The following is a 22,692-nucleotide window of genomic DNA, read 5'->3' as shown; positions in this document are numbered from 1 at the left end:
TCATTCCGCCTGCCCTTCAATTTTGCGCAGTTCGCTGATGGCATGGCGGGCAGCCAGCTGCTCCGCCTCTTTTTTCGACTTGCCCTCGCCCCGGCCCAGTTCATTTCCACCGATCGTGACAGCCGAAACGAATACCCGGTCATGAGCAGGACCCTTTTCGTCAACAATCTCATAGTGAAGCTGGCCGTTTGACGACTGCTGGACCATTTCCTGCAGCTGGCTCTTGTAATCCATCACATGGGAAAAAGCACCGACCTTCACTTTCGGGAAAACGATCTTTTCAAGGAATCCGACAACCTTGTCGAATCCGTTGTCCAAATAAAGTGCACCGACAAACGCTTCAAACACGTCGGCCAAAAGGGATGGACGCGTGCGCCCCCCGGTCTGCTCTTCGCCTTTGCCGAGCAGGACATAACGGCCGAAATCCAGCTCATCCGCAAACTGGACGAGGGACGGTTCGCAGACGATTGCAGCGCGCAGCTTGGTCAGTTCGCCTTCGCTCATGGATGGATAAGTCTCAAACAGAAAACGGGAGACGGCCAGTTCCAGGACGGCATCGCCCAGAAATTCAAGGCGCTCGTTGTCATCATGGATCCTCTTCCGATGCTCGTTCACATATGAGGAGTGAGTGAAGGCACGGTATAGGAGGGTCGGGTCACCGAAAGTGAAGCCGATGTTCTCCTCAAAATCGGCAAATCGCTTATGGACAGATTCCGGATAGGAACCTTTTTTGATGTGGCGCTCTTTTTTGTTCATAGTCATCAGATCTGCCTTTCCGTTGTGGATATATGCTAAGTTTACCCCTTTCGGCAGGGTAACGCAAAACGGCAAAAGAGGCTGGCGCCGGTCCGTCTCCGGACTGCTCGCCTGCCTCTTCAAAACCGATTACGCGGTCTTTTCCTCAATATAAGAAACTGCGTCTCCGACAGTTCCGATTTTCTCCGCATCTTCATCGGAGATTTCAAGGTCGAATTCGTCCTCGAGCTCCATGACGAGCTCCACGACGTCAAGAGAGTCCGCGCCGAGATCCTCACGGAAGGATGCTTCAGGCTTCACTTCGCTCTCATCAACGCCGAGACGGTCGACGATCACTTTTGTCACACGTTCCAGAACAGTTGCCAATACGTTCACCTCCTCTCACGGGAGAGTCTGTTTATCGGTCTGCTTCGGCGGATGCCTTCCGCTTTTCCGGCCACCCAATCAGTATGACAGGCAGCCCGTCCCGCGACAAGGGTTACATCACCATTCCGCCGTCAACATGGAGAGTCTGCCCGGTAATGTATGCCGAATCATCCGAAGCGAGGAAAACGACGGCACGGGCCACGTTTACGGGATCCCCGAGCTTGCCGAGCGGGATCTGGCTCATCATCGCTTCCTTCACTTCTTCGGGAAGCTTGTCCGTCATATCGGTCGTGATGAAACCGGGGGCAACGGCATTGACCCTGATGCCACGTGTGGCCAGCTCCTTGGCCGCCGTCTTCGTGAGTCCGATGACGCCCGCCTTGGCTGCAACGTAGTTGGCCTGGCCGGCATTGCCTGCGACTCCGACGACGGACGCCAGGTTGACGATCGTGCCGGACCGTTTTTTCATCATCGGCCGCGCGACAGCCTTTGTGCAGAGAAAGACCCCTTTCAGGTTGGTCGACAGCACATCATCCCACTCTTCCTCTTTCATGCGCATCAGAAGATTGTCTTTCGTGATGCCTGCGTTGTTGACAAGGATGTCTATGGAGCCGAAGCGTTCCATCGTCTCATCAACAAGCTGCTTGACGTCCTCCTGGCTGCTGACGGAAGCCCGGACGGCAAACGCCTCACCGCCCGTTTCCTCAATCATCCTGACCGTCTCAGCGGCCTTGTCTTCGCTTCCCGCAAAGTTCACGGCGACCTTTGCGCCTTCTTTTGCGAGGGCGATGGCAATGGCTCGTCCAATGCCGCGCGAAGCCCCTGTCACAATAGCGGATTTACCGGTAAGTTTGCCCATTCACGACCATCCTTTCGCCGTCTCGACGGCCTGTTTCAATGTTTCCGTATCTTCGACCTTGAGGACAGTGGCAGAACGGTCGATTTTCCGGATCAGTCCGGACAGCACGCCGCCGGGTCCGCACTCGATAAAGCGTGTCACGCCGAGATCCAGCATGTTCCGCACAGATTCTTCCCAGCGCACCGGTGAATATAACTGCTCCACAAGTAGCTGTTTGATCTGTCCGGACTCCCGGACGGGTTCCGCGGTGACATTTGCAATGACCGGGAATTCCGCCTGGCCGAATCCGACGGAGTCCAGCTGTGCCTGCAGTTTCTGTGCCGCAGGCTTCATGAGAGCGGAATGGAACGGTCCGCTGACATCAAGCGGAATCGCCCGCTTGGCACCAGCGGCCTTCGCCGCCTCGCAAGCCAGTTCAACACCGCGCTTGCTGCCGGAGATCACAATCTGTCCCGGGCAATTCAGATTAGCCGGCTGGACCGGGTACCCTTCCCCGGACACTTCATCAGTCACGCGACTCAGCTCCCCGGCACCGAGGCCGAGAATGGCGGCCATCGCCCCTTCTCCTGCCGGAACAGCCTCGTTCATGTACAAGCCTCTGCGGTGGACGGTCTCAACTGCATCACCGAACGGCAACACACCCGCCGATACAAGCGCAGAATATTCCCCGAGGCTGTGTCCGGCGGCATAGTCCGGGCGGATGCCCGCGGCCTTCAGCGCAGCATCAATCGCTGCACCTGCGGTCAGAAGCGCAGGCTGCGCATGGTAGGTGAGTGTCAGTTCTTCCTGCGGTCCTTCTTGCATCAGCTTGCTCAGCCCGATGCCGAGACGGCTGTCCGCCTCATCGGCAAAGTTGCCGAAAGCTGTGCCGTTTCCGATGAATTCCGAGGCCATGCCGACTTTCTGCGAACCTTGGCCCGGAAAGACAAATGCAATCTTACTCATGTTCCCCCATCCTTCCGATCGTCTCTCCGATGCGTTCCGTCACGCCGTGGCCGGCCATGGTCCTGGCTTGGCGGATGGCGTTCATGATGGCATTGGCATTGGAAGATCCGTGCGCTTTGATCAGCGGTGCTTTCAGGCCGAACAGGCCGGCACCGCCGTACTCTGTGTAATCCATTTTCGTTTTCAGATCCTTGAGTCCGTCCTTGACGAGAAGGCCGGCAATCTTGCCTTTTGCATTGGACATGAAGGTGTCCTTGATCATGGACATAAGACCCTGGGCGGTCCCTTCAATTGTTTTCAGCACCATGTTGCCGGTGAAGCCGTCGGTCACGACGACGTCGGCGATGCCGCTTAGCAGATCCCGTGCCTCCACATTTCCGATGAAGTTAACCGGAGCATCGGCGATGAGGGCATGGGCTTCCTTCGTCAGATCGTTTCCTTTGTTTTCTTCAGTTCCGATATTGAGAAGGCCGACCCGCGGGTTCCGGATTCCCCGGACCTGCTCCGCATAAATGCTGCCCATCACTGCGTACTGCGCAAGATGTTGCGGTTTAGCATCGGCATTGGCCCCCATATCGAGCATGACGAACCCTCTTCCGTCGAGCGTCGGAAGCGTCGGCGCAAGTGCCGGACGGTCGACTCCGTCCAAGCGGCCGACAACGAACAGCCCTGCAGCCATGAGCGCACCCGTGTTTCCTGCACTGACTCCCGCATCGGCCTCACTGTCGCGGACCGCCTGCGCCATGCGCACCAGGGAGGAATCTTTTTTCCGCCGGACAGCACGGACCGGTTCATCATCCCCTTCGATTTTTTCGGTGCAATGGACGAGCTCCAGGCGCTCATGCGCCCCGATCATCGGTTCGATGCGGCCGGTATCCCCGTATAGCCGGATTTGGATGTCCGGGAACGCCTCAAGTGCCTGGCGCACTCCTTCCACAGTCGCATCGGGGGCATGGTCGCCTCCCATTCCGTCTACTGCTATGATCATGATTGTCCCTCTTTTCCGCTCTCGTGGGTCCGGTACATTTCAAAGGTTCCGGTGAAAACAGGCTCATCACCCACCGTCGAGATCACTTCCACAATGGTCCGGCGGGGGCGTTCCCCCGGCCGAACCGCCGCTTTTGCGACGACCCGTTCTCCTGCCCTTACAGGCTTGATGAAGTTCAGCGAGGATTTTGCGGTAAGCGCAAGCTCGTCGTCGATGACGGCCACGGCCAGGGAGTTCGCCTGCGCGAACAGATGATGCCCCCTCGCGATGCCGTTGCGCTGGAAGACGTGATCCCTCGTGACGTCGAACACGGACACCGCGCGCTTGTCCAGCTCTATATCGATGATGTCGCCGATGACTTCATCGATCGGCAGTGACTTGACGTCATCAAGTGAACGGACGGCCACATCTTTCAGCCGTTCCCGCAGTTCGGGAATTCCCTTTTCCATCCGGTCCAGCCGAATGGTTTGGACGCTGACTCCGAAATGTTCGGCGAGATCGCCGTCCGTGAGCAGCGGGTTCTCCTCCAACAGCGAAGACAGGCGGGCCTGGCGCTCTCGTTTCTGCAGTTTCATGTTTTCACCACCGGATTTAGCACTTGGTACTAATATGAGTATATAAAACCAATAGGGCAGATTGCAACCATGCTGGACTACTTTGCTTTGGCAGTATCTGCGATATTGCTTTGCCCATTGACTTTTTCTCACGACTCAATTCTTCGATTTCCGCTGCGGACAGCCGGGCAACCGCTTTCTCTTCCAACGCCAGCGCGGCGAGCAAAGGCTCGGGTTGCGGGCACGGCAATAGCTTGGACCAGGGCAACGTTATCAGTTCAACCACTTTGTCTCCGCCATTTTAATTTCTGCAACACAAAAAATCCGACAAACGGATTCGGTTCAGTCAATCCGTTCGTCGGATAGGGCTCCGGATTGTTTGATCATGGTCCGGAGTGTTTCATATTCCGGATTGTTCCAAAATACCTCGGATGCGATCAGTTGTTCCGCATCCAGCCTGGCGGTATTGAGCGCGCGGTAGTCATGGACGGGGTCCGCCACTTTGAAGTCCGGCATGCCGCTCTGGCGTTTTCCGAAAAAGTCGCCCGGACCGCGGAGTTCAAGGTCCTTTTCGGCAAGGCGGAAACCGTCGTTCGTCTCGGTCATGGACTGCATCCGCTCCTTGCCGATTTCCGTTTTCGGGTCTGCAAGGAGCACGCAGTAGGACTTGTGTGCTCCGCGCCCGACACGGCCGCGGAGCTGGTGCAGCTGTGCAAGGCCGAAACGCTCGGCATCCGAGATGACCATGAATGACGCGTTTGGTACGTTCACGCCGACTTCGACGACAGTCGTCGAGACAAGAACATGAAGCCCGCCTTCGGAGAATTCCCGCATGACCGCTTCTTTATCATCCGGATGGAGCCGGCCATGCATCAGGCCGACATTGAATCTTCCGCCGAAATACTGGCGGATCTGCTCGTACATGTCGACCGCGTTCTGGACATCCAGCTTGTCGGATTCTTCGATGAGGGGACAGATGACGTATGCCTGGCGGCCCTGCTGGAGCTCTTTCCCCATCCGTTTGAGGACCGCAGGGAGAGCCTCCCGCTTCGTCCAATAGGTTTCAATCGGCTGCCGGCCTGCAGGCATTTCGTCAAGAATGGAGACATCCATTTCGCCAAACGCCGTGATGGCAAGCGTCCGGGGAATCGGCGTTGCCGTCATGAACAGCACATCCGGGTCTTCCCCCTTTTCCTTCAGGACGCGGCGCTGCTCCACTCCGAACCGGTGCTGCTCGTCCGTAATGACGAGTCCGAGCTTTTTGAAAACCACATCCGGCTGGATCAGGGCGTGGGTGCCGATGACGAGATCGATTTCCCCCTCTGCCAGTTTCTCCAGGATGATCCTTCGTGCTTTAACCTTCGTGGAGCCCGAGAGCAGGGCCATGCGCACGCCGAAGGGCTCCAGCCAATCAGCCAGGGTCTGGGCATGCTGTTCGGCTAAGATTTCCGTCGGAGCCATGAGCGCTCCCTGTGCCCCGGCTGTAATCGTTGCATAAAGGGTGATTGCCGCCACGGCGGTTTTGCCCGATCCGACATCACCCTGAAGGAGCCGGTTCATCCGCACAGGCTCCTTTAGTTCCGCGCAAAGCTCGTTGACGACCCTTTTTTGTGCACCGGTGAGTTCGAACGGCAGAGAGTCGATGAATGCCTTCAGTTTTTCCAGGTCGTAATGGTGTTCCGCCCCCTTGCCCGCTTCCTTCCTGATTTTTTTGATCGCCTGCATCTTCAGCTGGTAACCGAGGAATTCTTCATAGACAAAGCGGCGCCGCGCATGCTTGACATGTTCCGAATCTCGCGGGAAGTGCATGCCTTCGAGCGCCTCAGCGATCCCGGGAAGTCTATACCTCTCCAGCAGCTCGGCCGGCATCGGATCCGGCAGGTCGCCCGCCACTGCATCAAGGGCAGTCCGGATATACCGGCGGATCGTTTTCTGGTGCATGCCGCCCTTGAGGCTGTAGACCGGCTCAAAATCTTCCCCGGCCTGTTTCGGGCCTTCCTTGAAGGAGCTGACATTGATGACCTGGCGTCCGCGGTCCCATTTTCCGGTGACCGTGATCGTCATTCCCGGCGCCAGCCGGTGCCTGAGATAATGCTGGTTAAAGAACACCGCCTTGACCAGGTGGCGTCCTGCAAGCAGGCGGATCTGCAGCCTGGATCTGTTTTTTCCCGAAAAGAAAACGGAAGGTTCGCTTTCGACCCTTCCTTCAATGGTGACCCTTTCTTCGTGGGGGGTTTCCGACAGGTCTTTCAGGCGGTTGTCTTCGTGGCGGTAAGGGAACATCATGACGAGGTCCTCCACCGTGCGGACACCAAGATTCCCAAGTGTAGCGGCGGCTTCTTTGCCGATGCCCTTCAAAGCAGTGACCGGTTCAGTCAACCACACTTTCTTTCGCCTTCTTTCCGAAGATCTCCGCCTCTAGCCGCTTGCCTGTCGGTGTCGCGGCCAATCCGCCTTTTGCCGTTTCGCGCAAAGCGGACGGCATTGAACGGCCGATCCGGTGCATGGCTTCGATCACTTCATCGGTCGGGATAACACTTGTTACGCCTGCAAGCGCCATATCCGCACCGACCAGTGCCTTGGCGGCCCCCATCGCATTGCGCTTGACGCACGGGACTTCGACCAGTCCGGCTACCGGATCGCAGACGAGACCGAGCATATTTTTCATCACGATGGAAAAGGCTTCCGCACTTTGCTGCGGCGTGCCGCCGGCCATCTCCACGATCGCCGCGGCTGCCATCGAAGCGGCCGATCCGGTTTCCGCCTGGCAGCCGCCTGCGGCACCGGAGATGGACGCGTTGTTCGCCACGACAAAACCGAACGCGCCTGACGTGAACAGGAAATTGATCATCTGCTCGCGGGTTGGGTTCAGCTTGTCCTTGACGGCAAACAGCGTGCCCGGCACGATGCCCGCAGCGCCAGCCGTAGGGGTCGCGCAGATCATGCCCATGGCGGCGTTGACTTCATTGGTCGCGACAGCCTTGCTCACGGCATCGAGGAGAAGATTTCCGGAAAGCGATTTGCCGCTCTTGATGTAAGTTTGGAGAAGGACCGCGTCACCTCCGGTCAGGCCTGACGTCGAGCTCACGCCCTCCAGCCCCTTTTCGACCGCCTCTTCCATCACTTCAAGATTACGCTCCATCTGCCCGATCACTTCTTCACGCGAACGCTTGGTGATGCGCATCTCCTGTTCGATCATGATTTCGGAAATCGGCCGCCCGGTTTCTTCCGCAAGCCCGACCAGTTCCTTAACCGTTGAAAATAGAATATCCAATGGGAATGCCCCCTTATCAGTCTGCAAGTATCGAAACTTGCGTCACATTGTCCAGGTCGGTGATGAGGCGGATCATGGAGTCGGTGATGATCTGGTCGACTTCGATGACCATAAGCGCCATCTCTCCTTTTTCCTTCCGCCCGCACTCCATATGAGCGATGTTAATGCCGTCGGCCGCAAGCGCGTTGGCAACACCGGCAATGACGCCGGGCCTGTCATGGTGGACGATCAGCAACGCCGGATAGTGGCCGGTAAGCCTCAGTGTAAAGCCGTTAAGCTCCGTCACTTCCATTTTGCCGCCGCCGATCGAGATGCCTGTCAGCTCCATTTCGCCGTCAGCATCACCAATTCTGATTTTTGCTGTATTCGGATGATCCGGCTCCTCAGATTCCGTGATGAATTCGAATCTCAGCCCGACTTGCTCCGCTTCCGCGAAAGCCGTGCGAATCCGTTCATCATCCGTGTCGTAGTCCAACAGGCCGCCAATGATTGCAACATCGGTGCCGTGGCCTTTGTAAGTTTCCGCAAACGAGCCGTAGAGGCGGATTTCCGCCCAGTCGGGCTGGCGGCCGAACAGCGTCCTCGCCACCCGGCCGATCCTTGCCGCTCCGGCGGTGTGCGAAGAAGAGGGCCCGACCATGACCGGACCGATAATATCAAAAACCGATCTGAATTTCATAAGTTGAAGTCCTCCTTTGGGACGTTTCCCCTATTTTACATGATTTCGTGATTTTTCTCAAAACACACGTTCGTTGCAAACGCTTTCCCCAATTCAACAAAAACAGCGCACCGGGTTGCCGGTGCGCCTGATTTTATTCGGCAGAGATGATATACGGGTATAGGGGCTGCTTGCCTTCATGGATTTCCACTTCCACGTCCGGATACTGCTCCTCGATGTATGCCGCAAGTTCGTCCGCTCCCTGACGCGTCGCACCCTCCCCGAAGAGGATTGTCACGATTTCCGACCCCTCGTCGACGACCTCGTGGATCAGGGACTCGGTGACACTCTTGAGAGAAGCGTCGGAGTTGACGATTTTCCCTTCGGCCATTCCCATAAAGGAGCCTTTGCGGATTTCAACGCCATCAATGGTCGTGTCACGTACGGCGGTCGTCACCTGTCCGGTCCTGACATGCGAGAATGCTTCTGCCATGGAAGCTGCATTATCGGATACCGGCGCCTCGGGATTAAAGGCAAGGATTGCCGCGAGTCCCTGGGGCACGTTTTTCGTCGGTACGACTGCCGCCTCAATGCCAGATACTTCCGCAGCCTGCTCGGCAGCCATAATGATGTTTTTGTTGTTCGGGAGAATAAGTGCGCGCTCGGCCCCCACTTCCCGTATTGCCCTGACAATGTCTTCCGTAGAAGGGTTCATCGTCTGGCCGCCCTCGATGACGTAAGAGGCGCCGATGCTTCGGAACAGTTCGGCAATCCCCGGTCCCATCGAGACTGTGATGATGGCATACGGATGCTTGGCCGGCTGTTGCGCCGTTTGGGCCGGCTCGTCCTTTTCCAGGATGGCCGTGTGCTGCTCCCGCATGTTCTCGATCTTGATCTTGATGAGGCTGCCATACTTTTTACCGTAGGAAAGCACTTCCCCCGGATCTTCCGAGTGGATATGTACCTTGGCGATCTCGTCGTCCGAAATGACAAGAAGAGAATCTCCATAAGCGCTCAGATCTTCCCGGAACTTCGACTCGTCAAACGGATTATCAGCGGTTTTGTCTTCTTCGAAGCGCACCATGAATTCCGTGCAGTAACCGAACTCGATTTCGGACGTATCCATGAAGCCCTGGATGCTTTTATGATGCTCCGCACTGACAAGATCATCCATTGATGTCTGCGTGGTCACAGGCAATTCTTCGCCTCTGAGGGCGGAAAGGAATCCTTCATAGACAAAGACCAGTCCTTGGCCGCCGCTGTCCACAACGCCGACTTCTTTCAGCACCGGCAGCAGGTCAGGCGTCCGCTTCAGAGAGGCTTTCGCCTCGTCAGTGAGCGCCTCCATCACCTTGATGATGTCCGATTCCGATTCGGCGGTTCCGACCGCTGTTTTCGCGGCATCTTTTGCTACGGTGAGGATCGTTCCTTCCACCGGCTTCATGACTGCCTTATAGGCCGTGTCCACACCGGCCTGGAATGCGCCGGCGAACTCTTTCGCATCAAGCGTTGCATTGTCCTCGATTGCTTTGCCGAACCCCCGGAACAATTGTGACAGGATGACGCCGGAATTTCCGCGCGCCCCCATGAGCAGGCCCTTGGAAAGGGCCTGCGCCGTCCTGCCGATATGGTCCGTTGCCGCCTGTTCCGTTTCTTTGGCGCCGGACGTCATGGACAGATTCATGTTCGTCCCCGTATCGCCGTCTGGCACGGGGAAAACGTTAAGCGAATCGACGAAGTCCGCATTATTGGATAGGTGATGGGAGCCCATCATCACCATTTCCGCAAATCGATGTCCATCTAATTCTTTCATAAACGTTCGCTTCCTCCTTTTACAGGTTCGTCACACGGACTCCCTGGACAAAAATATTGACGGAGTTGACCGTCATTCCCAATTGTTTGCTTAATGTATATTTCACTTTGGATTGGACTTGGTATGCGACCTCTGAAATCTTCACACCATAGCCGACGATGACGTACATGTCGATATGGAGATCTTCTCCGATGGAACGGACAATCACACCTCTGGTGAAGTTTTCTTTCCTCAGGATGTCCGTCAGTCCGTCCCGGATCTGGTGGCGGGATGCCATCCCGACGATTCCATAGCACTCGACCGCTGCTCCCCCGGCCACTTGTGCGATCACGTCATTCGAAATTTCAATAGTGCCGAATTCATTTTTCAGTCCGATCGACATGGTAACGCCTCCTGTGAAGTCCATTTTGGCTAACGTCATTGTACACTACTGCCGGGGAATAGAAAAGACACACAGCATGCTGTTCCTGCAATCCCTGTAAAGTGTTTTTTCTTGATGGCCTCTCTAAACCTGTTGCATCGCCGGCTGATTTGTGCTAAATTATTTTAGTATGTGAGATGGCGAACAGACGGGAATCCGTCTTCATCTTCACCGAAGAGGAGGGAAAAACATGCCTAAAAAATGTGTTATTACAGGCCGCAAAGCAAGCGCCGGCAACAACCGTTCCCACGCAATGAACGCAAACCGCCGCACTTGGGGTGCGAACCTTCAAAAAGTGCGCATCATGGTGGATGGCAAGCCGAAGCGCGTATGGGTTTCCGCACGCGCCCTGAAATCCGGTAAAGTCCAGCGTGTCTGACCTGTTAAATATCGCAAAAAGAAATGCCGAGCTGACCTGAGTCAGCTCGGCATTTTGCTTTTTCTCCGCTTTTTCTTCGCTACCGGCTTTCGTTCCTCACGTTGGAAAAGCTGCAGGCACTTGCGCGCAAAGCTGCTCACCATTTTGGGCAGCTGGAATGTGTACACTCTCATTTCGTCCGCTCCTTTCAGGCATCGGTGCTTCTTACAACCAAACATATGCCTGTCTCGAAAGAGATAGTACATTCACCGCCTCCTGCTTCATTGCTCGTGAAGAGCGTCGTCCCCGGTCTGATTTCCGCATTTACCGCCTCATATCTGAAACCTTCCAGCGTCATTCCGGTCACTGGCCCGCCGAAAGAAAAGAAAGAAATGTACCGGTATTCCCCGCCGTCATGCACTGTATGCCTGCCCGGTCGGAGAAAATAAAGTTCATTGTCCGGATCGAGGATCCTGAATCTGATTTCAGGATGCTTGTCCTGCAGCCGGTAAACCGCATGCATGGCAGACTGGGCGTGGTCGAGCCGCCCGCCCGTCACGCCGGTGAGAGTGACGGTGCCCGGCTGCAGACGAATTGCGCCGGCAAGTGCCAGTTCCGTGTCAGTCTCATCTTTTTCACCGCCGACGCGTATGACCCGGTGCGAAAACGAGGAAATTTCCCGGAACTCTTCCGCTGTGACAGAGTCAAAGTCCCCCACAGAAAGCACCGGCCGGATGCCGGAGCGCACAAGTCGGAGAGCGCCCCGGTCGGCACCGATAAAGACTGTGCCCTCCCTCGTATCGGGACGGATTCCGGCAACACCGGGCCCGCCCGCCACAACCACCGCTTCACGGATCATTGGAGAGCCGAAACTCCCGCTTCGCGAATGGCGGCAATGGCAGCGGCCCGGTCTTCCCTATTGTAAATAGCAGATCCGGCCACGAACACATCCGCCCCCGCCTTGGCACATTCGGCGATCGTGTCCGCAGTGATTCCGCCATCCACTTCAATTTCGGTAGAAAGTCCCCGTTCACGGATCATCGCGCACACTTTGGAAATCTTCGGTACCACTTCACTGATAAATGACTGGCCGCCGAACCCGGGGTTGACCGTCATGAGAAGCACCATATCCAAATCATCGATGACATACTCAAGAACCTCATGAGGAGTGTGGGGATTCAGAACAACTCCCGCCTTTACTCCATGGGAACGGATGAGCTGTACGGTACTGTGGAGATGGGTGCATGCCTCCGCATGCACGGTGATAATGTCCGCCCCGGCTTCAGCAAAGTCGGCGATGTAGCGGTCCGGGTCGGAAATCATCAGATGGACGTCGAGCGGCAGGTCCGTCACAGGCCGCAGCGCCTTCACAATATTCGGTCCCAATGTGATATTCGGCACAAAGTGCCCGTCCATCACATCGATGTGAATGTAGTCGGCTCCCGCCTGTTCCACTTCCCTGACTTCTTCTCCGAGCTTTGCGAAATCGGCGGAAAGGATGGATGGTGCAATTTTAATCATGATGGATACCTCGGCTTTCGGTCTATGATTTCCTGCAAAAACTGTACGTAATGATCATATCTGAACTGTTCGGCTTCACCGGACCCGACGGCCGCCTTTACGGCACATTTCGGCTCTTTCAGATGCAGGCAGCCCCTGAACTTACAGTTTTCGGACAGCTCAGCGAATTCGGCAAAGCATCCGGACAGTTCCTCTTTCTCAAGATGGTCAAAATCAAGCGAGCTGAAGCCCGGCGTATCTGCGACCAGACCGCCGGCGTATTCGATCAGTTCCACGTGCCGGGTCGTATGCCGGCCGCGGCCGAGCGAATCGGAGATTTCATCCGTTTTCAGCTCAAGTTCAGGCATGAGCGTATTGAGCAGCGTGGACTTTCCGACACCTGACTGTCCTGTCAGAACAGTGGTCTTTCCCCTGATGATCGGACCGAGCACCTCTGCAATCTCCCCGTCTCCGATACTGGTTTCCAGCACAGTGTAGCCGATGCTCCGGTAATAATCCGCATACCGCCGTATTTCCGCCGCGGCTTTTTCATCCAGCAGGTCGGTCTTGGTCAGGATGATGACCGGCTCGACCCCGTAGGATTCAATGACCGCAAGAAAACGGTCAAGCAGCTTCGGGGAAAAATTCGGCTCCTTAACAGAAAAGACGAGAAGCGCCTGGTCGACATTGGCGATGGGTGGACGCACAAGCTCATTTTTGCGCTCATGGACATTCACGATGACGGCATCATTCTCGCCGTCTTTCTCGTAATCTACGAAATCGCCGACAAGCAGGGTTACACCTCGAACCCTGAAGACACCGCGCCCTTTGCTGCGCACCGTCTCACCGTTGTCATACAAATAGTAGAACCCGCTCAGTGCCTTGCGGATCTGGCCTTGTTTCAAATTTTCACCTTCCCTTTCCGAAATGTGCCGGTTGCCATGTTCATCACCGGTTACTCATATGGAATTGTTTCTTCATCGATCGTCTCTCCGTCCCGGACGATCTTGTAGGCGCCGGTCTGCCCCTCGCTGATCTCTATGCGGATTCGCCGCGTCTCATCGGCAGTGATCGCAAAGGATTCAGCCGGCTCGTCCATCGTTCTGGAATTGTCACGGATGTAGATCTCCACGGCTTGTTCCGCACCCTCCTCAGCCGGCTCGTACGGGATCGTGATCGCCTGGATATACGTTTTCACCGGCTTTGCCTCCGGGCCTTTTGACAGGACAACTTCTATTGTGCTGCCTTTTTCAAGCTCCGTTTCGGCTTCCGGCTCCTGGGAGATCACACGTCCGGCCTCGACGTTGCCGGACGCTTCTTCTGCCACAATCCGGATATTGAAGCCGGAGCGTTTGGCATAATCGTTCAGCTGCTGTTCATCGAATCCGGCCAGGTTTTCGGTCTGGATCATTTCGACGCCCTTGCTGACCGTCAGTACCAGGTCGGTCTGTGAAGGGGCGACCTCCTCGCCGGCTTCCGGTTCCTGGCTGATGATGGTGCCCTGCGCTTCCTCTGAGAACACTTCATTTACTTCTACTTTCCGGAACCCGTAATCTTCGATGACATCGGAGATGGACTCATAGTCACGGCCTGTAAAGTCGGTCAGCTCCACTTTTTCCGGGCCCAAGCTAACCACAAGGTCGATGGTTTCTCCCTCATCGCGGATGCGGCCGGCCTGCGGGCTCGTCCGGATCACGGACCCTTCCTCGATATCCGTTGAATGTTCTTCGTTCAATTCACCGGAGAGGAATCCGCTGTCTTCAAGCTCTGCCGATGCTTCTTCAACAGTCATGCCGGAAACATCCGGCACTTCGGCCTGTCTGGTTCCGATCACCCCGGTGATATAGAGGACAATGCCTGCAATCAGGGTGAGCAGGAGGAGGCCGGCCAATACGAATGGCCACTTTTTCCGTTTTTTCTTTTGCGGTTTCTGTAGCTCACCGGCAGGCTCCTTCGGAAGCGGCGCGACCGGCTTGGAAGCGATGGTGTTTTCTGTATCGGGCTCTTCCCTTATGATCGGGATGGCCTTTGTCGCCTCCTCGTCGATCGGCGGCGGCTCAAACGGGGCTTCGTCTGCCCGTTCGGGTGACAAGACGGTATAAAGGTCCCTGAGCATCGCATCCGCGGACGGATAACGGGCAGCCGGATCTTTGGCGGTCGCTTTCAGGATGACATTTTCAAGACTCTGCGGAATGTCCGGCCTGAGCGCCCGGACTGAAGGAGTCTGTTCTTGAAGATGCTTCAGTGCGATGGAGACAGCCGATTCTCCAGAGAATGGCAATTTTCCCGTCAGCATCTCAAACAGTACGATTCCAAGCGAGTAAATATCCGTTCGCTTCGTCGCCATTCCGCCGCGCGCCTGCTCGGGGGACAGATAGTGGACCGTTCCCATCACCGAGTTGGTCCGTGTGAGCGCTGTGGCGGACAGTGCCATGGCAATCCCGAAATCAGTGAGTTTCACCTGACCGCCGCGGTCCATCAGGATATTTTGCGGTTTGACGTCCCTGTGAATGATGCCATGTATGTGCGCCGCGGTGATTCCCGAGCATAATTGCTTCATGATTTCCACGGCTTCCGCCGGGTCAAGCGGGGCATAGTCTTTGATGTATTCCTTGAGGGTCTGTCCCTCCACATATTCCATAACGAGATACTGCAGGTCCCCGTCTTCGCCGACGTCGTAGATGTTCACGATATTCGGATGGACAAGCGAAGTGGCCGACAGTGCTTCACGCTGAAACCTTTTCCTCAATTCGTCTTCGTCAGAGAAATCCTGTCTGAGGACCTTGATGGCCACAGGGCGGTCCAAAATGACATCCTGCGCCAGGTAGACAGTGGACATGCCGCCTCCGCCCAGCAGGCCGAGGACTTCATAACGTCCGCTGATTCGTTTTCCGATCATCCGGCATCAGCCTCCCGGACGCCATTATCAATCAGAATGACAGAAATGTTGTCTTCGCCGCCCCGTTCGTTTGCCAGATCGACCAGTGAATCCGCCCGCTCGGTTGCGGTACCCTTCCCGGCTACCGTCTCTGCCATCTCATTCTCTCCCAGTTTGTTGCTAAGACCGTCGGAACAGAGCAGCAACGCACTCCCTTCCGGCAGCCTGAGGGGGATGATGTCAGGTTCCACCGATTCATCCGTGCCCAGCGCCTTTATGATAAAGTTCCTTTTTGGGTGGATGCGCGCTTCCTCTTCGGTAATTTCCCCGGAATCGACAAGCAGGCTGACAAGGGAATGATCTTTCGTCACCTGCTCGAACCCTTCAGATCCGAGCCTGTAGGTCCGGCTGTCCCCGATATGGCAGAGGGTCACTTCTTCCCCGGCTATCACTGCGGCTTCGATGGTTGTCCCCATGCCCCGGCATTCTTCATTGAAACGAGCATGTTCGAGGAGGTCACGATTCAGCCTTTCTGTCACATCGGCAAGCCAGATGGACCGGCCGTCATCTGTCTTAAGGTTGGTCAGATCAGCCCTTACGAATTCTTCACCAAACCCTTCGACGGCCATCCGGCTCGCCGTGTCACCGCTTTTATGGCCGCCCATCCCGTCTGCGACAACAGCCAGCATGAACCGGCCGCCTTCTCTTGTGAAGATGCCGGTCCGGTCTTCATTGATGCGTCTTTTCATCCCGACATGTGTCCGGACTGCTACTTCCACTTTGACTCCCCCGTTTCCATTTGCGGACGACCGGAAATTTCCGGTTCAGTCCGCCGGCTTATTCAGGTTTTCTGAAGGCGGCTACAAAAAATCCATCGCCGCCGAAATCCTGCGGCAGAACCTGCAACATGCCGTCCTCATAGCGAAGATTTTCCGGCATGGATTCCTTGAGATCCACACGTTCAAGGTCCGGACGGGATTCGAGGAATGCCTCGGCCGTCAGGCGATTTTCTTCTCTGTCGACCGTGCAGGTGCTGTATACGAGCAGGCCGCCGGGCTTCAGGAGTTGATAAGCCTCCTCCAGCAGACTCTTCTGGATATCGGGCAGTTTGCCTATCTCATCTTCCGTCTTTGAATATTTGATATCCGGCTTCCTGCGGATGACACCGAGCCCGCTGCACGGTGCATCCACGAGGATCCGGTCAAAGGATTTATGCTCAAGGGTTCTTGAAAGTTCCCGGCTGTCCGCAGAACCTGTACGGATATTTTCCAGGCCCAGACGCGAAGCGTTTTGGGTGATGAGTTTCACCTTATGCGGATGGAGGTCAAATGCCCGGACTTCGCCGGTGTTATCCATACGTTCGGCAATATGGGTCGTTTTTCCGCCCGGTGCCGCGCACATGTCCAGCACCGACATGTCCGGCCCCGGGTCCAGCGCCATAACCGGAAGCATCGAGCTCTCGTCCTGTATGGTGACGAAACCTTCCCGGAAAGCACGGCTCCTTGCAGCATTCCTTCCGAGGATCCGGACGGCGTCCGGTACAATCGGACTCGGCTCAGCCATGAAGCCTTCCTCACCGAGCATGTCCAGTACTTCTTCCCGCGAGGCCTTTGTCCGGTTGACCCTCAGTGTCTGCAACGGAGGTTCATTGTTCGCAAGCGCCATTTCACGCGCCGTCTCTCTGCCATACTGTTCCGCCCAGCGTCTGATCATCCACTCGGGATGGCTCGTTTCGATTGCGGTCTTTTCTTCCCAGGTCAGTCCGGGCCCGATTTTCCTGGGACCTTTCCTGAGAAAAGAGCGGAGAATGCCGTTAACAAGCGAGGCGATTCCTTTATGGCCGCGACGCTTGGCAATCTCCACCGCTTCACTCACCGCTGCATGCGGGGGTATCTTTGTGAGATACACAATCTGGTAGACCGAGAGTCTCAGAAGTTCACGCACCCAATCCTCAAGCTTGCCCCGCACCAGCGGCTCCAGGTGGTAGTCAAGGGTCATCCGGCGCTGCAAAGTGCCGTATGTCAGTTCAGTCAGCAGGGACCGATCCTTGTCATCCAGGCCGTACGTTTCAATCGTTCGATTCAGCAGCAGGTTGCTGTAGGCCTGATCGCGCTCGACCGCCAGCAGGATGCTGAGTGCCGCATCCCTTACGTTCCCGTCCCATCTTTTCTCTTTTTTGCGGCTCATTCGAAACGGTCTCCCGCTTTGATATGGGACCCGGCCCCGTTCAAGAAGCCGCGGGCCTCCATCCGCTTTTTGCCGGAAGGCTGCAACTCAAGGAGCCGGACGGAGGTTCCGTCGCCGGCCTGAACGGTGATTGCACCATCATCCACAGAAATAATCTCACCGGCGGATGCGCCTGGTTTTCCGGGAGCCTTTTCGGCACGCCAGATTTTCACGGGCTTCCCGTCGAGTTCCGTATAAGCGACCGGCCACGGGCTGAGGCCGCGGATCTGATTGTGCACCGCATTTCCCGGCATCATCCAGTCGATGCGCTCCTGTTCCCGTTTGATGTTGCCCGCGAACGTTGCTTTTTCATGGTCCTGGGGGATGCGCTCATTCGTCCCGGCAATAACTGAAGGGAGCGTTTCTTTCAGAAGGATGGTTCCGGCTTCCGAAAGCCGGTCGAACAGCTCGCCGGTATTGTCATTTTCGCCAATCGGAACGCGCACCTGGGAAATGATGTCGCCAGCGTCCAGCTTTTCAGCCATATACATGATTGTCACGCCTGTTTCTTCCCTGCCGTCGATGATGGCTTGATGGATCGGCGCTCCGCCCCTGTATTCAGGTAGCAGTGATGCATGGACATTCAGGCAGCCGAGCGGCGGGGCGTCAAGCAGCTCGTTCGGGAGGATCTGCCCGAAAGCGGCCGTGATGATCAGGTCCGGCTCCATTGAGAGGATTTCATTCAGCTCCTCTGAGCCTTTCAGCTTGCCCGGCTGGATAACCGGAAGTCCGAGCCGCAGCGCTTCCTCCTTGACCGGGGGCGGCGTAAGAACCCGCTTCCGTCCGACAGGCCGGTCCGGCTGGGTAACCGCAGCCAGGAGGTCATAGCCCTCTTCATGGAGCATGCGGAGAATCGGAACGGAAAAGTCAGGAGTTCCCATGAATACGATTCGCGTCATTCCTCTTCCTCCTCCTCTCCTGCCGCTTCCAGTTCCTCTTCCGGAACGACTCGGATGATCTTCGAGTCGAACAGGATGCCGTCCAGATGGTCAATCTCATGAAGGATCGCTCTCGCTTCGTAATCTTCCGTTTCCAGTTCATACCACGATCCGTCGCGGTCTTGGGCGTGCACCTTCACATAATAAGGCCTCTCCACTTCTCCATAGAGGCCGGGAAAACTGAGGCAGCCTTCCACTTCTGTTTCCTTTCCGCCCGTCGCGACAACCTCCGGGTTGATCAGCCAGATCGGGTCCTGGCCCTCGCCGAGATCGACGATGGCCGCGCGGATGGACTCACCGACCTGAGGTGCAGCGATACCGATGCCATCTGCATCGATCATCGTCTCGTACATATCGTCCAAAAGCGCCTGCAGCCCGCCACCGAAATCGGTGACCGGCTTGCAGGATTCCGTCAGTATCGGGGACGGATGTTGAACAATTTCAAGGATTGCCATAGATGATTCCCCATTTCCGTTGCCGGGATCAGCTGATGGTAGAAGGATTCATGTCAATTGACATCAGAATGCCTTCCTTCATCCAACTGCTTCTGTAGATCTTCACAAGATCCGTCAGAACCCCGGCCAGCTTCGGTTCTTTTTTGTATTTTATCAGACATTGATAGCGATATCTATTGTTCACACGGGCCACTTCGGCGGACGTCGGGCCGATGATCACTGTATCCGGACCCAGTTTTCCGGACAGGTAACGCACGGCATTGCCGGCGGTTTCCGACACCTTGATCAGGTCTTCATGAGAGAATTGAATCAGTGCCACAAAATAGAATGGCGGGTAGGAATACCGCTTGCGGTTCCCCATTTCAATCGCATAGAACGGCTCGTAGGCCTGGTCTTTCGCCAGCTCCACTGCATAGTGTTCCGGAGCGTAAGTCTGGACGACAACCTCTCCCTCTTTTTCATGTCGTCCCGCACGGCCGCTCACTTGCGTCAGCAGCTGGAACGTTTTCTCGGCCGCCCTGAAGTCGGAAAGGCGGAGCATCGTATCCGCAGACAAAACGCCGACAAGCGTGATGTTCGGAAAATCCAGGCCTTTTGCAATCATTTGGGTTCCGAGCAGGATGTCTGCCTCACCATCTCCGAATTGCCGGAGAAGACGCTCGTGGGCGCCTTTCTGGCGTGTCGTATCCACGTCCATCCGCAGTACGCGCGCTTCCGGGAACAACCGGTGAAGCTCCTCCTGCACTTTCTGGGTGCCTGTCCCGAAAAAGCGGATATGTTCACTTCCGCATTCTGGGCAGGTGAGCGGAACCTGCTCCTCGTGACCGCAATAATGGCACTGAAGCCGCTCCGTCGCCCTATGGTAGGTAAGAGAGATATCACAGTTCGGACACTGGACGGACGTTCCGCAGTCACGGCAGAGCACAAAAGAAGAATACCCCCTCCTGTTAAGGAAAAGCACGGTCTGCTCGCCTTTTTCCAGCCTGTCGCGGATGGCCTCTGCAAGCGCCACCGAGAACATCGAGCGGTTGCCGTTTTTCAGTTCCTCGCGCATATCCACGACCTGCACTTCAGGGAGCGGCTGTTTTTTTGCCCGCTCGGTCAGGGTGAGCAGCGAGTAGACGCCTTTGTGGGCGCGAGCATACGATTCAAGAGCTGGCGTGGCGCTTCCCAATATGACCGGGCAGCCATGTTCCTGCGAGCGACGGATTGCCACATCCCGTGCATGGTAGCGCGGGCTGTCCTCCTGTTTGTAGCTGGATTCGTGCTCTTCATCCAGGATGATGACGCCCAGGTTTCTGAACGGTGCAAAAATGGCGGAACGCGCACCGACCACCACCTTTACTTCCCCTCGCTGGATTTTCCGCCATTCATCATATTTTTCCCCTGCCGACAGCCCGCTGTGCATGACGGCGACCATCGGGCCGAAACGCCTTTTGAAGCGTGATGTAATCTGGGGCGTCAATGAAATTTCCGGCACGAGGACGATTGCTTCCTTGCCGAGGTCCAGCACTTGGCGGATCACCTGCATGTACACCTCTGTCTTGCCGCTCCCCGTCACACCATGAAGGAGAAACGTTTCGTCCCGCCCGGCATCGACCGCTTCGCCGATCTTCCCGACGGCTGTGGCCTGCTCTTCCGTCAGCGGCCCGGGCAGGCCGCCGCTTTCCGGCATGAGGCCGGACTCCGGCTTCCGGTATACTTCCTCCTCCGTCTCGCGGGCAGCACCCTTGTCAACAAGTGCCTTGATGGTCGCGCGTGTCGTGCCGGCGGACTCCATCACATCTTTTGACGGAACGGACATGCCGATATGGGTTTCCATCCAATCAATCAGCTCCGCCTGACGGCTCGCCGACTTCGGAAGGGATTCCCTGATCTCCCTCAGCCGGTCCGGCCCGCCGATATGGAGCACCTTTTCTTTTTTGATGTTCGTCCTCTGCCTGACCACAGTTTCGATCGACACCGCCCCTCCTGCAGCCAGCTGCTTTAAAGCGGGCAACAGCCGGTCCCCGAATTCCTTGACTGGCACAACCCGCCGGTTCCGGGCAATTGCGGCCACTTCCCCGGCAAGCTTTTCCGGCTCAAGGATATGGACGGTTTTTTCGTACTTTGCCCGGAGCGCGGAAGGGAGCATCGCCTGGAGTGCATCAATTTCAAAGCAGAGAGTTGTCTGCTTCATCCAGTCAGCTAGACGAAGCATCTCCCCGGTCAGCACCGGTTCGGGATCCAGCAGTTCGTCGATCGGTTTCAGCCGGGAATCCGGCACGTCGCTTTCTTCTTTTATACCGATGACGAACCCGAGCACTTTCCGGTTGCCGAAAGGGACCCTCACACGCGCACCCGGTTCGATGACCTCCTCCATCCTCTCCGGCACGGCATAGTCGAATGGCCGGTCAACGGGATGCGCCGAAACATCCGTGATGACTTCAGCGATCATCCTGCTCACCCCCGAATATCCGGCGGAGGAGCTTCATAGCAAGTGCTTTTTTTTCCGTGGCCGGGAACGTTACTTCCGTTCCATCCCGGCCGAACAGTGTCACGACATTTGTATCGCTGCCGAACACTCCTGTCGGTGCGGTCACGTCGTTGGCGATGATGTAATCGAGGTTTTTGCGTTCGAGTTTGCCCCTGGCATATTCCGCAACCCGATCCGTTTCTGCAGCGAATCCGATAAGGCACTGGCCGTCTTTTTGTTCACCGAGCGTTTTAAGGATATCCGCAGTCCGCTCGAGTTCAAGGACGGAATCCCCCTCCTGCTTTTTCATCTTGCCGCTTTGGACGGTTTTCGGCCGGTAGTCGGCGACGGCCGCCGCTTTGATCACGACATCGGCCGTGCCATATTCCGCCAGCACCGCGTCAAGCATTTCCGCCGCGCTTTCCACCTGTACCGTCCTGATCCCCTTGGGAACCTGAAGTCCGACAGGACCTGAGACAAGCACTGTTTCAGCGCCGAGCCTTGAAGCGGCTTCGGCCATCGCGTAGCCCATCTTCCCGCTCGAGAAATTCGACAGATACCGGACCGGATCGATCCGTTCCCTCGTCGGCCCGGCCGTGACGACCACTTTCTTGCCGGCAAGAAGGGGCGTTTCGGAGCGGCTCCCTTCCCTGAAATGCTGTTCCGCCAGCTCTGTGATCCGCTCGGGCTCTTCCAGCCGTCCCTTTCCGACATATCCGCAGGCAAGGAATCCTTCCGACGGCTCGATGAACCGGTAGCCGTCATTGTGAAGACGGTCGATATTTCGCATCACTGCGGGATGGGCATACATATGTACATTCATCGCAGGTGCGATCCAGACGTCGGATGTGGCTGCCAGCAGTGTCGTTGTCACCATGTCATCCGCGATGCCGTTTGCGAGCTTGCCGATCACATTTGCCGTCGCCGGGGCAACGATGATGAGGTCCGCCCAATCCGCCAGGTCGATATGGGCGATCACCGAAGAATCTTTTTCGTCGAACGTATCCGTGTAGACATCATTGCGGGACATCACCTGGAAGGTCAGCGGTGTCACGAATTCCGCAGCGGATTCCGTCATGATCACCTTGACCACCGCCCCCGCCTGAGACAGCTTGCTGACAAGCGCAACTGCTTTATATACAGCGATTCCCCCTGTGACACAAAGAAGGATATGTTTGTTTTTCAGCATCCTTTTGTCTTCCTTTCGAATGAAAACTCCCAGGAAAAAGATTCTCCGGGAGTTTTCAT

At 56.4% G+C, this 22,692-nt stretch carries 23 protein-coding genes; 1 reads left to right on the top strand and 22 read right to left on the bottom strand.

The genetic code is table 11. The features are described from left to right. From rnc to BLT01_RS07285, 11 genes are all read right to left on the bottom strand, one after another. Entirely contained in the window at positions 1-762 is a 762-nt protein-coding gene (gene rnc / locus BLT01_RS07340) for a ribonuclease III (RefSeq protein ID WP_092096459.1), read from the bottom strand. 123 nt (positions 763-885) lie between these two features. Then, positions 886-1,122 (bottom strand): acyl carrier protein, encoded by a 237-nt coding sequence (acpP, locus tag BLT01_RS07335; RefSeq protein WP_008297236.1) that lies wholly within the window; start codon positions 1,120-1,122, stop codon positions 886-888. Positions 1,123-1,234: 112 nt separating this feature from the next. Next, entirely contained in the window at positions 1,235-1,981 is a 747-nt protein-coding gene (gene fabG, locus BLT01_RS07330; RefSeq protein WP_092096457.1) for a 3-oxoacyl-[acyl-carrier-protein] reductase, read from the bottom strand. Continuing rightward, positions 1,982-2,926, bottom strand: a complete 945-nt coding sequence (fabD, locus tag BLT01_RS07325; protein ID WP_092096454.1) for an ACP S-malonyltransferase — start codon at positions 2,924-2,926, stop codon at positions 1,982-1,984. Continuing rightward, on the bottom strand, positions 2,919-3,914 hold the full coding sequence (plsX, locus tag BLT01_RS07320; protein ID WP_092096448.1) for a phosphate acyltransferase PlsX: 996 nt from the start codon (positions 3,912-3,914) through the stop codon (positions 2,919-2,921). Before plsX ends, fabD begins: the two co-directional genes overlap by 8 nt. Then, positions 3,911-4,489 carry a transcription factor FapR gene (gene fapR, locus BLT01_RS07315; RefSeq protein ID WP_092096446.1) on the bottom strand — a complete coding sequence of 193 codons (579 nt, stop codon included), beginning with the start codon at positions 4,487-4,489 and terminating at the stop codon, positions 3,911-3,913. The genes plsX and fapR overlap by 4 nt, the downstream gene beginning before the upstream one ends. A 321-nt stretch (positions 4,490-4,810) precedes the next feature. Beyond that, positions 4,811-6,847 (bottom strand): ATP-dependent DNA helicase RecG, encoded by a 2,037-nt coding sequence (recG, locus tag BLT01_RS07305; RefSeq protein ID WP_245696892.1) that lies wholly within the window; start codon positions 6,845-6,847, stop codon positions 4,811-4,813. Continuing rightward, on the bottom strand, positions 6,840-7,742 hold the full coding sequence (sdaAA, locus tag BLT01_RS07300; protein WP_092096439.1) for an L-serine ammonia-lyase, iron-sulfur-dependent, subunit alpha: 903 nt from the start codon (positions 7,740-7,742) through the stop codon (positions 6,840-6,842). The genes recG and sdaAA overlap by 8 nt, the downstream gene beginning before the upstream one ends. 16 nt (positions 7,743-7,758) lie before the next feature. Next, positions 7,759-8,421, bottom strand: a complete 663-nt coding sequence (gene sdaAB, locus BLT01_RS07295) for an L-serine ammonia-lyase, iron-sulfur-dependent subunit beta (RefSeq protein WP_092096437.1) — start codon at positions 8,419-8,421, stop codon at positions 7,759-7,761. A gap of 133 nt (positions 8,422-8,554) precedes the next feature. Further along, positions 8,555-10,213: a DAK2 domain-containing protein gene (locus tag BLT01_RS07290; RefSeq protein WP_092096434.1), complete on the bottom strand. Its 1,659-nt coding sequence runs from the start codon at positions 10,211-10,213 to the stop codon at positions 8,555-8,557. A 19-nt stretch (positions 10,214-10,232) separates the two neighbouring features. Then, on the bottom strand, positions 10,233-10,595 hold the full coding sequence (locus tag BLT01_RS07285; protein ID WP_092096431.1) for an Asp23/Gls24 family envelope stress response protein: 363 nt from the start codon (positions 10,593-10,595) through the stop codon (positions 10,233-10,235). A 229-nt stretch (positions 10,596-10,824) separates the two neighbouring features. Here BLT01_RS07285 and rpmB point away from each other — a divergent pair, with 229 nt between their 5' ends. Continuing rightward, positions 10,825-11,013 carry a 50S ribosomal protein L28 gene (rpmB, locus tag BLT01_RS07280; protein ID WP_008297256.1) on the top strand — a complete coding sequence of 63 codons (189 nt, stop codon included), beginning with the start codon at positions 10,825-10,827 and terminating at the stop codon, positions 11,011-11,013. 41 nt (positions 11,014-11,054) lie between these two features. Here rpmB and spoVM read toward each other — a convergent pair whose 3' ends face one another. From spoVM to coaBC, 11 genes are read right to left on the bottom strand one after another with little or no spacing between them, the layout of a single operon-like run. Beyond that, positions 11,055-11,186, bottom strand: a complete 132-nt coding sequence (gene spoVM, locus BLT01_RS07275; protein ID WP_092096428.1) for a stage V sporulation protein SpoVM — start codon at positions 11,184-11,186, stop codon at positions 11,055-11,057. Between the two features lie 14 nt (positions 11,187-11,200). Next, positions 11,201-11,851 (bottom strand): thiamine diphosphokinase, encoded by a 651-nt coding sequence (locus tag BLT01_RS07270; RefSeq protein WP_092096425.1) that lies wholly within the window; start codon positions 11,849-11,851, stop codon positions 11,201-11,203. After that, positions 11,848-12,513 carry a ribulose-phosphate 3-epimerase gene (rpe, locus tag BLT01_RS07265; RefSeq protein WP_092096423.1) on the bottom strand — a complete coding sequence of 222 codons (666 nt, stop codon included), beginning with the start codon at positions 12,511-12,513 and terminating at the stop codon, positions 11,848-11,850. The genes BLT01_RS07270 and rpe overlap by 4 nt, the downstream gene beginning before the upstream one ends. Then, on the bottom strand, positions 12,510-13,397 hold the full coding sequence (rsgA, locus tag BLT01_RS07260; protein WP_092096420.1) for a ribosome small subunit-dependent GTPase A: 888 nt from the start codon (positions 13,395-13,397) through the stop codon (positions 12,510-12,512). Before rsgA ends, rpe begins: the two co-directional genes overlap by 4 nt. A gap of 50 nt (positions 13,398-13,447) precedes the next feature. Further along, positions 13,448-15,391, bottom strand: a complete 1,944-nt coding sequence (pknB, locus tag BLT01_RS07255; protein ID WP_092096417.1) for a Stk1 family PASTA domain-containing Ser/Thr kinase — start codon at positions 15,389-15,391, stop codon at positions 13,448-13,450. Next, on the bottom strand, positions 15,388-16,149 hold the full coding sequence (locus BLT01_RS07250) for a Stp1/IreP family PP2C-type Ser/Thr phosphatase (protein ID WP_092096414.1): 762 nt from the start codon (positions 16,147-16,149) through the stop codon (positions 15,388-15,390). Before BLT01_RS07250 ends, pknB begins: the two co-directional genes overlap by 4 nt. A 58-nt stretch (positions 16,150-16,207) precedes the next feature. Further along, positions 16,208-17,557 (bottom strand): 16S rRNA (cytosine(967)-C(5))-methyltransferase RsmB, encoded by a 1,350-nt coding sequence (gene rsmB, locus BLT01_RS07245; protein ID WP_092096411.1) that lies wholly within the window; start codon positions 17,555-17,557, stop codon positions 16,208-16,210. Further along, positions 17,554-18,495: a methionyl-tRNA formyltransferase gene (gene fmt, locus BLT01_RS07240; protein ID WP_092096409.1), complete on the bottom strand. Its 942-nt coding sequence runs from the start codon at positions 18,493-18,495 to the stop codon at positions 17,554-17,556. Before fmt ends, rsmB begins: the two co-directional genes overlap by 4 nt. After that, a complete protein-coding gene (gene def / locus BLT01_RS07235) occupies positions 18,492-18,989 on the bottom strand; it encodes a peptide deformylase (RefSeq protein WP_092096406.1) in 498 nt (165 codons plus the stop codon). The genes fmt and def overlap by 4 nt, the downstream gene beginning before the upstream one ends. A 28-nt stretch (positions 18,990-19,017) precedes the next feature. Beyond that, on the bottom strand, positions 19,018-21,426 hold the full coding sequence (priA, locus tag BLT01_RS07230; protein WP_092096403.1) for a primosomal protein N': 2,409 nt from the start codon (positions 21,424-21,426) through the stop codon (positions 19,018-19,020). Next, complete coding sequence (gene coaBC / locus BLT01_RS07225; protein ID WP_092096400.1) at positions 21,416-22,633, bottom strand: bifunctional phosphopantothenoylcysteine decarboxylase/phosphopantothenate--cysteine ligase CoaBC; 1,218 nt, start codon at positions 22,631-22,633, stop codon at positions 21,416-21,418. The genes priA and coaBC overlap by 11 nt, the downstream gene beginning before the upstream one ends. Positions 22,634-22,692 lie beyond the last annotated feature (59 nt).

Source organism: Bhargavaea beijingensis (assembly GCF_900101985.1).
Lineage (GTDB): Bacteria > Bacillota > Bacilli > Bacillales_A > Planococcaceae > Bhargavaea > Bhargavaea beijingensis.
This window is presented reverse-complemented; position numbering and strand designations above follow the sequence as displayed.

What these genes read in the sequence shown, in the direction of transcription:
- rnc (WP_092096459.1), bottom strand. Translation starts at nt 762, where the DNA reads ATGACTATGAACAAAAAAGAGCGCCACATCAAAAAAGGTTCCTATCCG.
- fabG (WP_092096457.1), bottom strand. Translation starts at nt 1,981, where the DNA reads ATGGGCAAACTTACCGGTAAATCCGCTATTGTGACAGGGGCTTCGCGC.
- fabD (WP_092096454.1), bottom strand. Translation starts at nt 2,926, where the DNA reads ATGAGTAAGATTGCATTTGTCTTTCCGGGCCAAGGTTCGCAGAAAGTC.
- plsX (WP_092096448.1), bottom strand. Translation starts at nt 3,914, where the DNA reads ATGATCATAGCAGTAGACGGAATGGGAGGCGACCATGCCCCCGATGCG.
- fapR (WP_092096446.1), bottom strand. Translation starts at nt 4,489, where the DNA reads ATGAAACTGCAGAAACGAGAGCGCCAGGCCCGCCTGTCTTCGCTGTTG.
- sdaAB (WP_092096437.1), bottom strand. Translation starts at nt 8,421, where the DNA reads ATGAAATTCAGATCGGTTTTTGATATTATCGGTCCGGTCATGGTCGGG.
- BLT01_RS07290 (WP_092096434.1), bottom strand. Translation starts at nt 10,213, where the DNA reads ATGAAAGAATTAGATGGACATCGATTTGCGGAAATGGTGATGATGGGC.
- BLT01_RS07285 (WP_092096431.1), bottom strand. Translation starts at nt 10,595, where the DNA reads ATGTCGATCGGACTGAAAAATGAATTCGGCACTATTGAAATTTCGAAT.
- rpmB (WP_008297256.1), top strand. Translation starts at nt 10,825, where the DNA reads ATGCCTAAAAAATGTGTTATTACAGGCCGCAAAGCAAGCGCCGGCAAC.
- spoVM (WP_092096428.1), bottom strand. Translation starts at nt 11,186, where the DNA reads ATGAGAGTGTACACATTCCAGCTGCCCAAAATGGTGAGCAGCTTTGCG.
- BLT01_RS07270 (WP_092096425.1), bottom strand. Translation starts at nt 11,851, where the DNA reads ATGATCCGTGAAGCGGTGGTTGTGGCGGGCGGGCCCGGTGTTGCCGGA.
- rpe (WP_092096423.1), bottom strand. Translation starts at nt 12,513, where the DNA reads ATGATTAAAATTGCACCATCCATCCTTTCCGCCGATTTCGCAAAGCTC.
- pknB (WP_092096417.1), bottom strand. Translation starts at nt 15,391, where the DNA reads ATGATCGGAAAACGAATCAGCGGACGTTATGAAGTCCTCGGCCTGCTG.
- rsmB (WP_092096411.1), bottom strand. Translation starts at nt 17,557, where the DNA reads ATGAGCCGCAAAAAAGAGAAAAGATGGGACGGGAACGTAAGGGATGCG.
- fmt (WP_092096409.1), bottom strand. Translation starts at nt 18,495, where the DNA reads ATGACGCGAATCGTATTCATGGGAACTCCTGACTTTTCCGTTCCGATT.
- def (WP_092096406.1), bottom strand. Translation starts at nt 18,989, where the DNA reads ATGGCAATCCTTGAAATTGTTCAACATCCGTCCCCGATACTGACGGAA.
- priA (WP_092096403.1), bottom strand. Translation starts at nt 21,426, where the DNA reads ATGATCGCTGAAGTCATCACGGATGTTTCGGCGCATCCCGTTGACCGG.
- coaBC (WP_092096400.1), bottom strand. Translation starts at nt 22,633, where the DNA reads ATGCTGAAAAACAAACATATCCTTCTTTGTGTCACAGGGGGAATCGCT.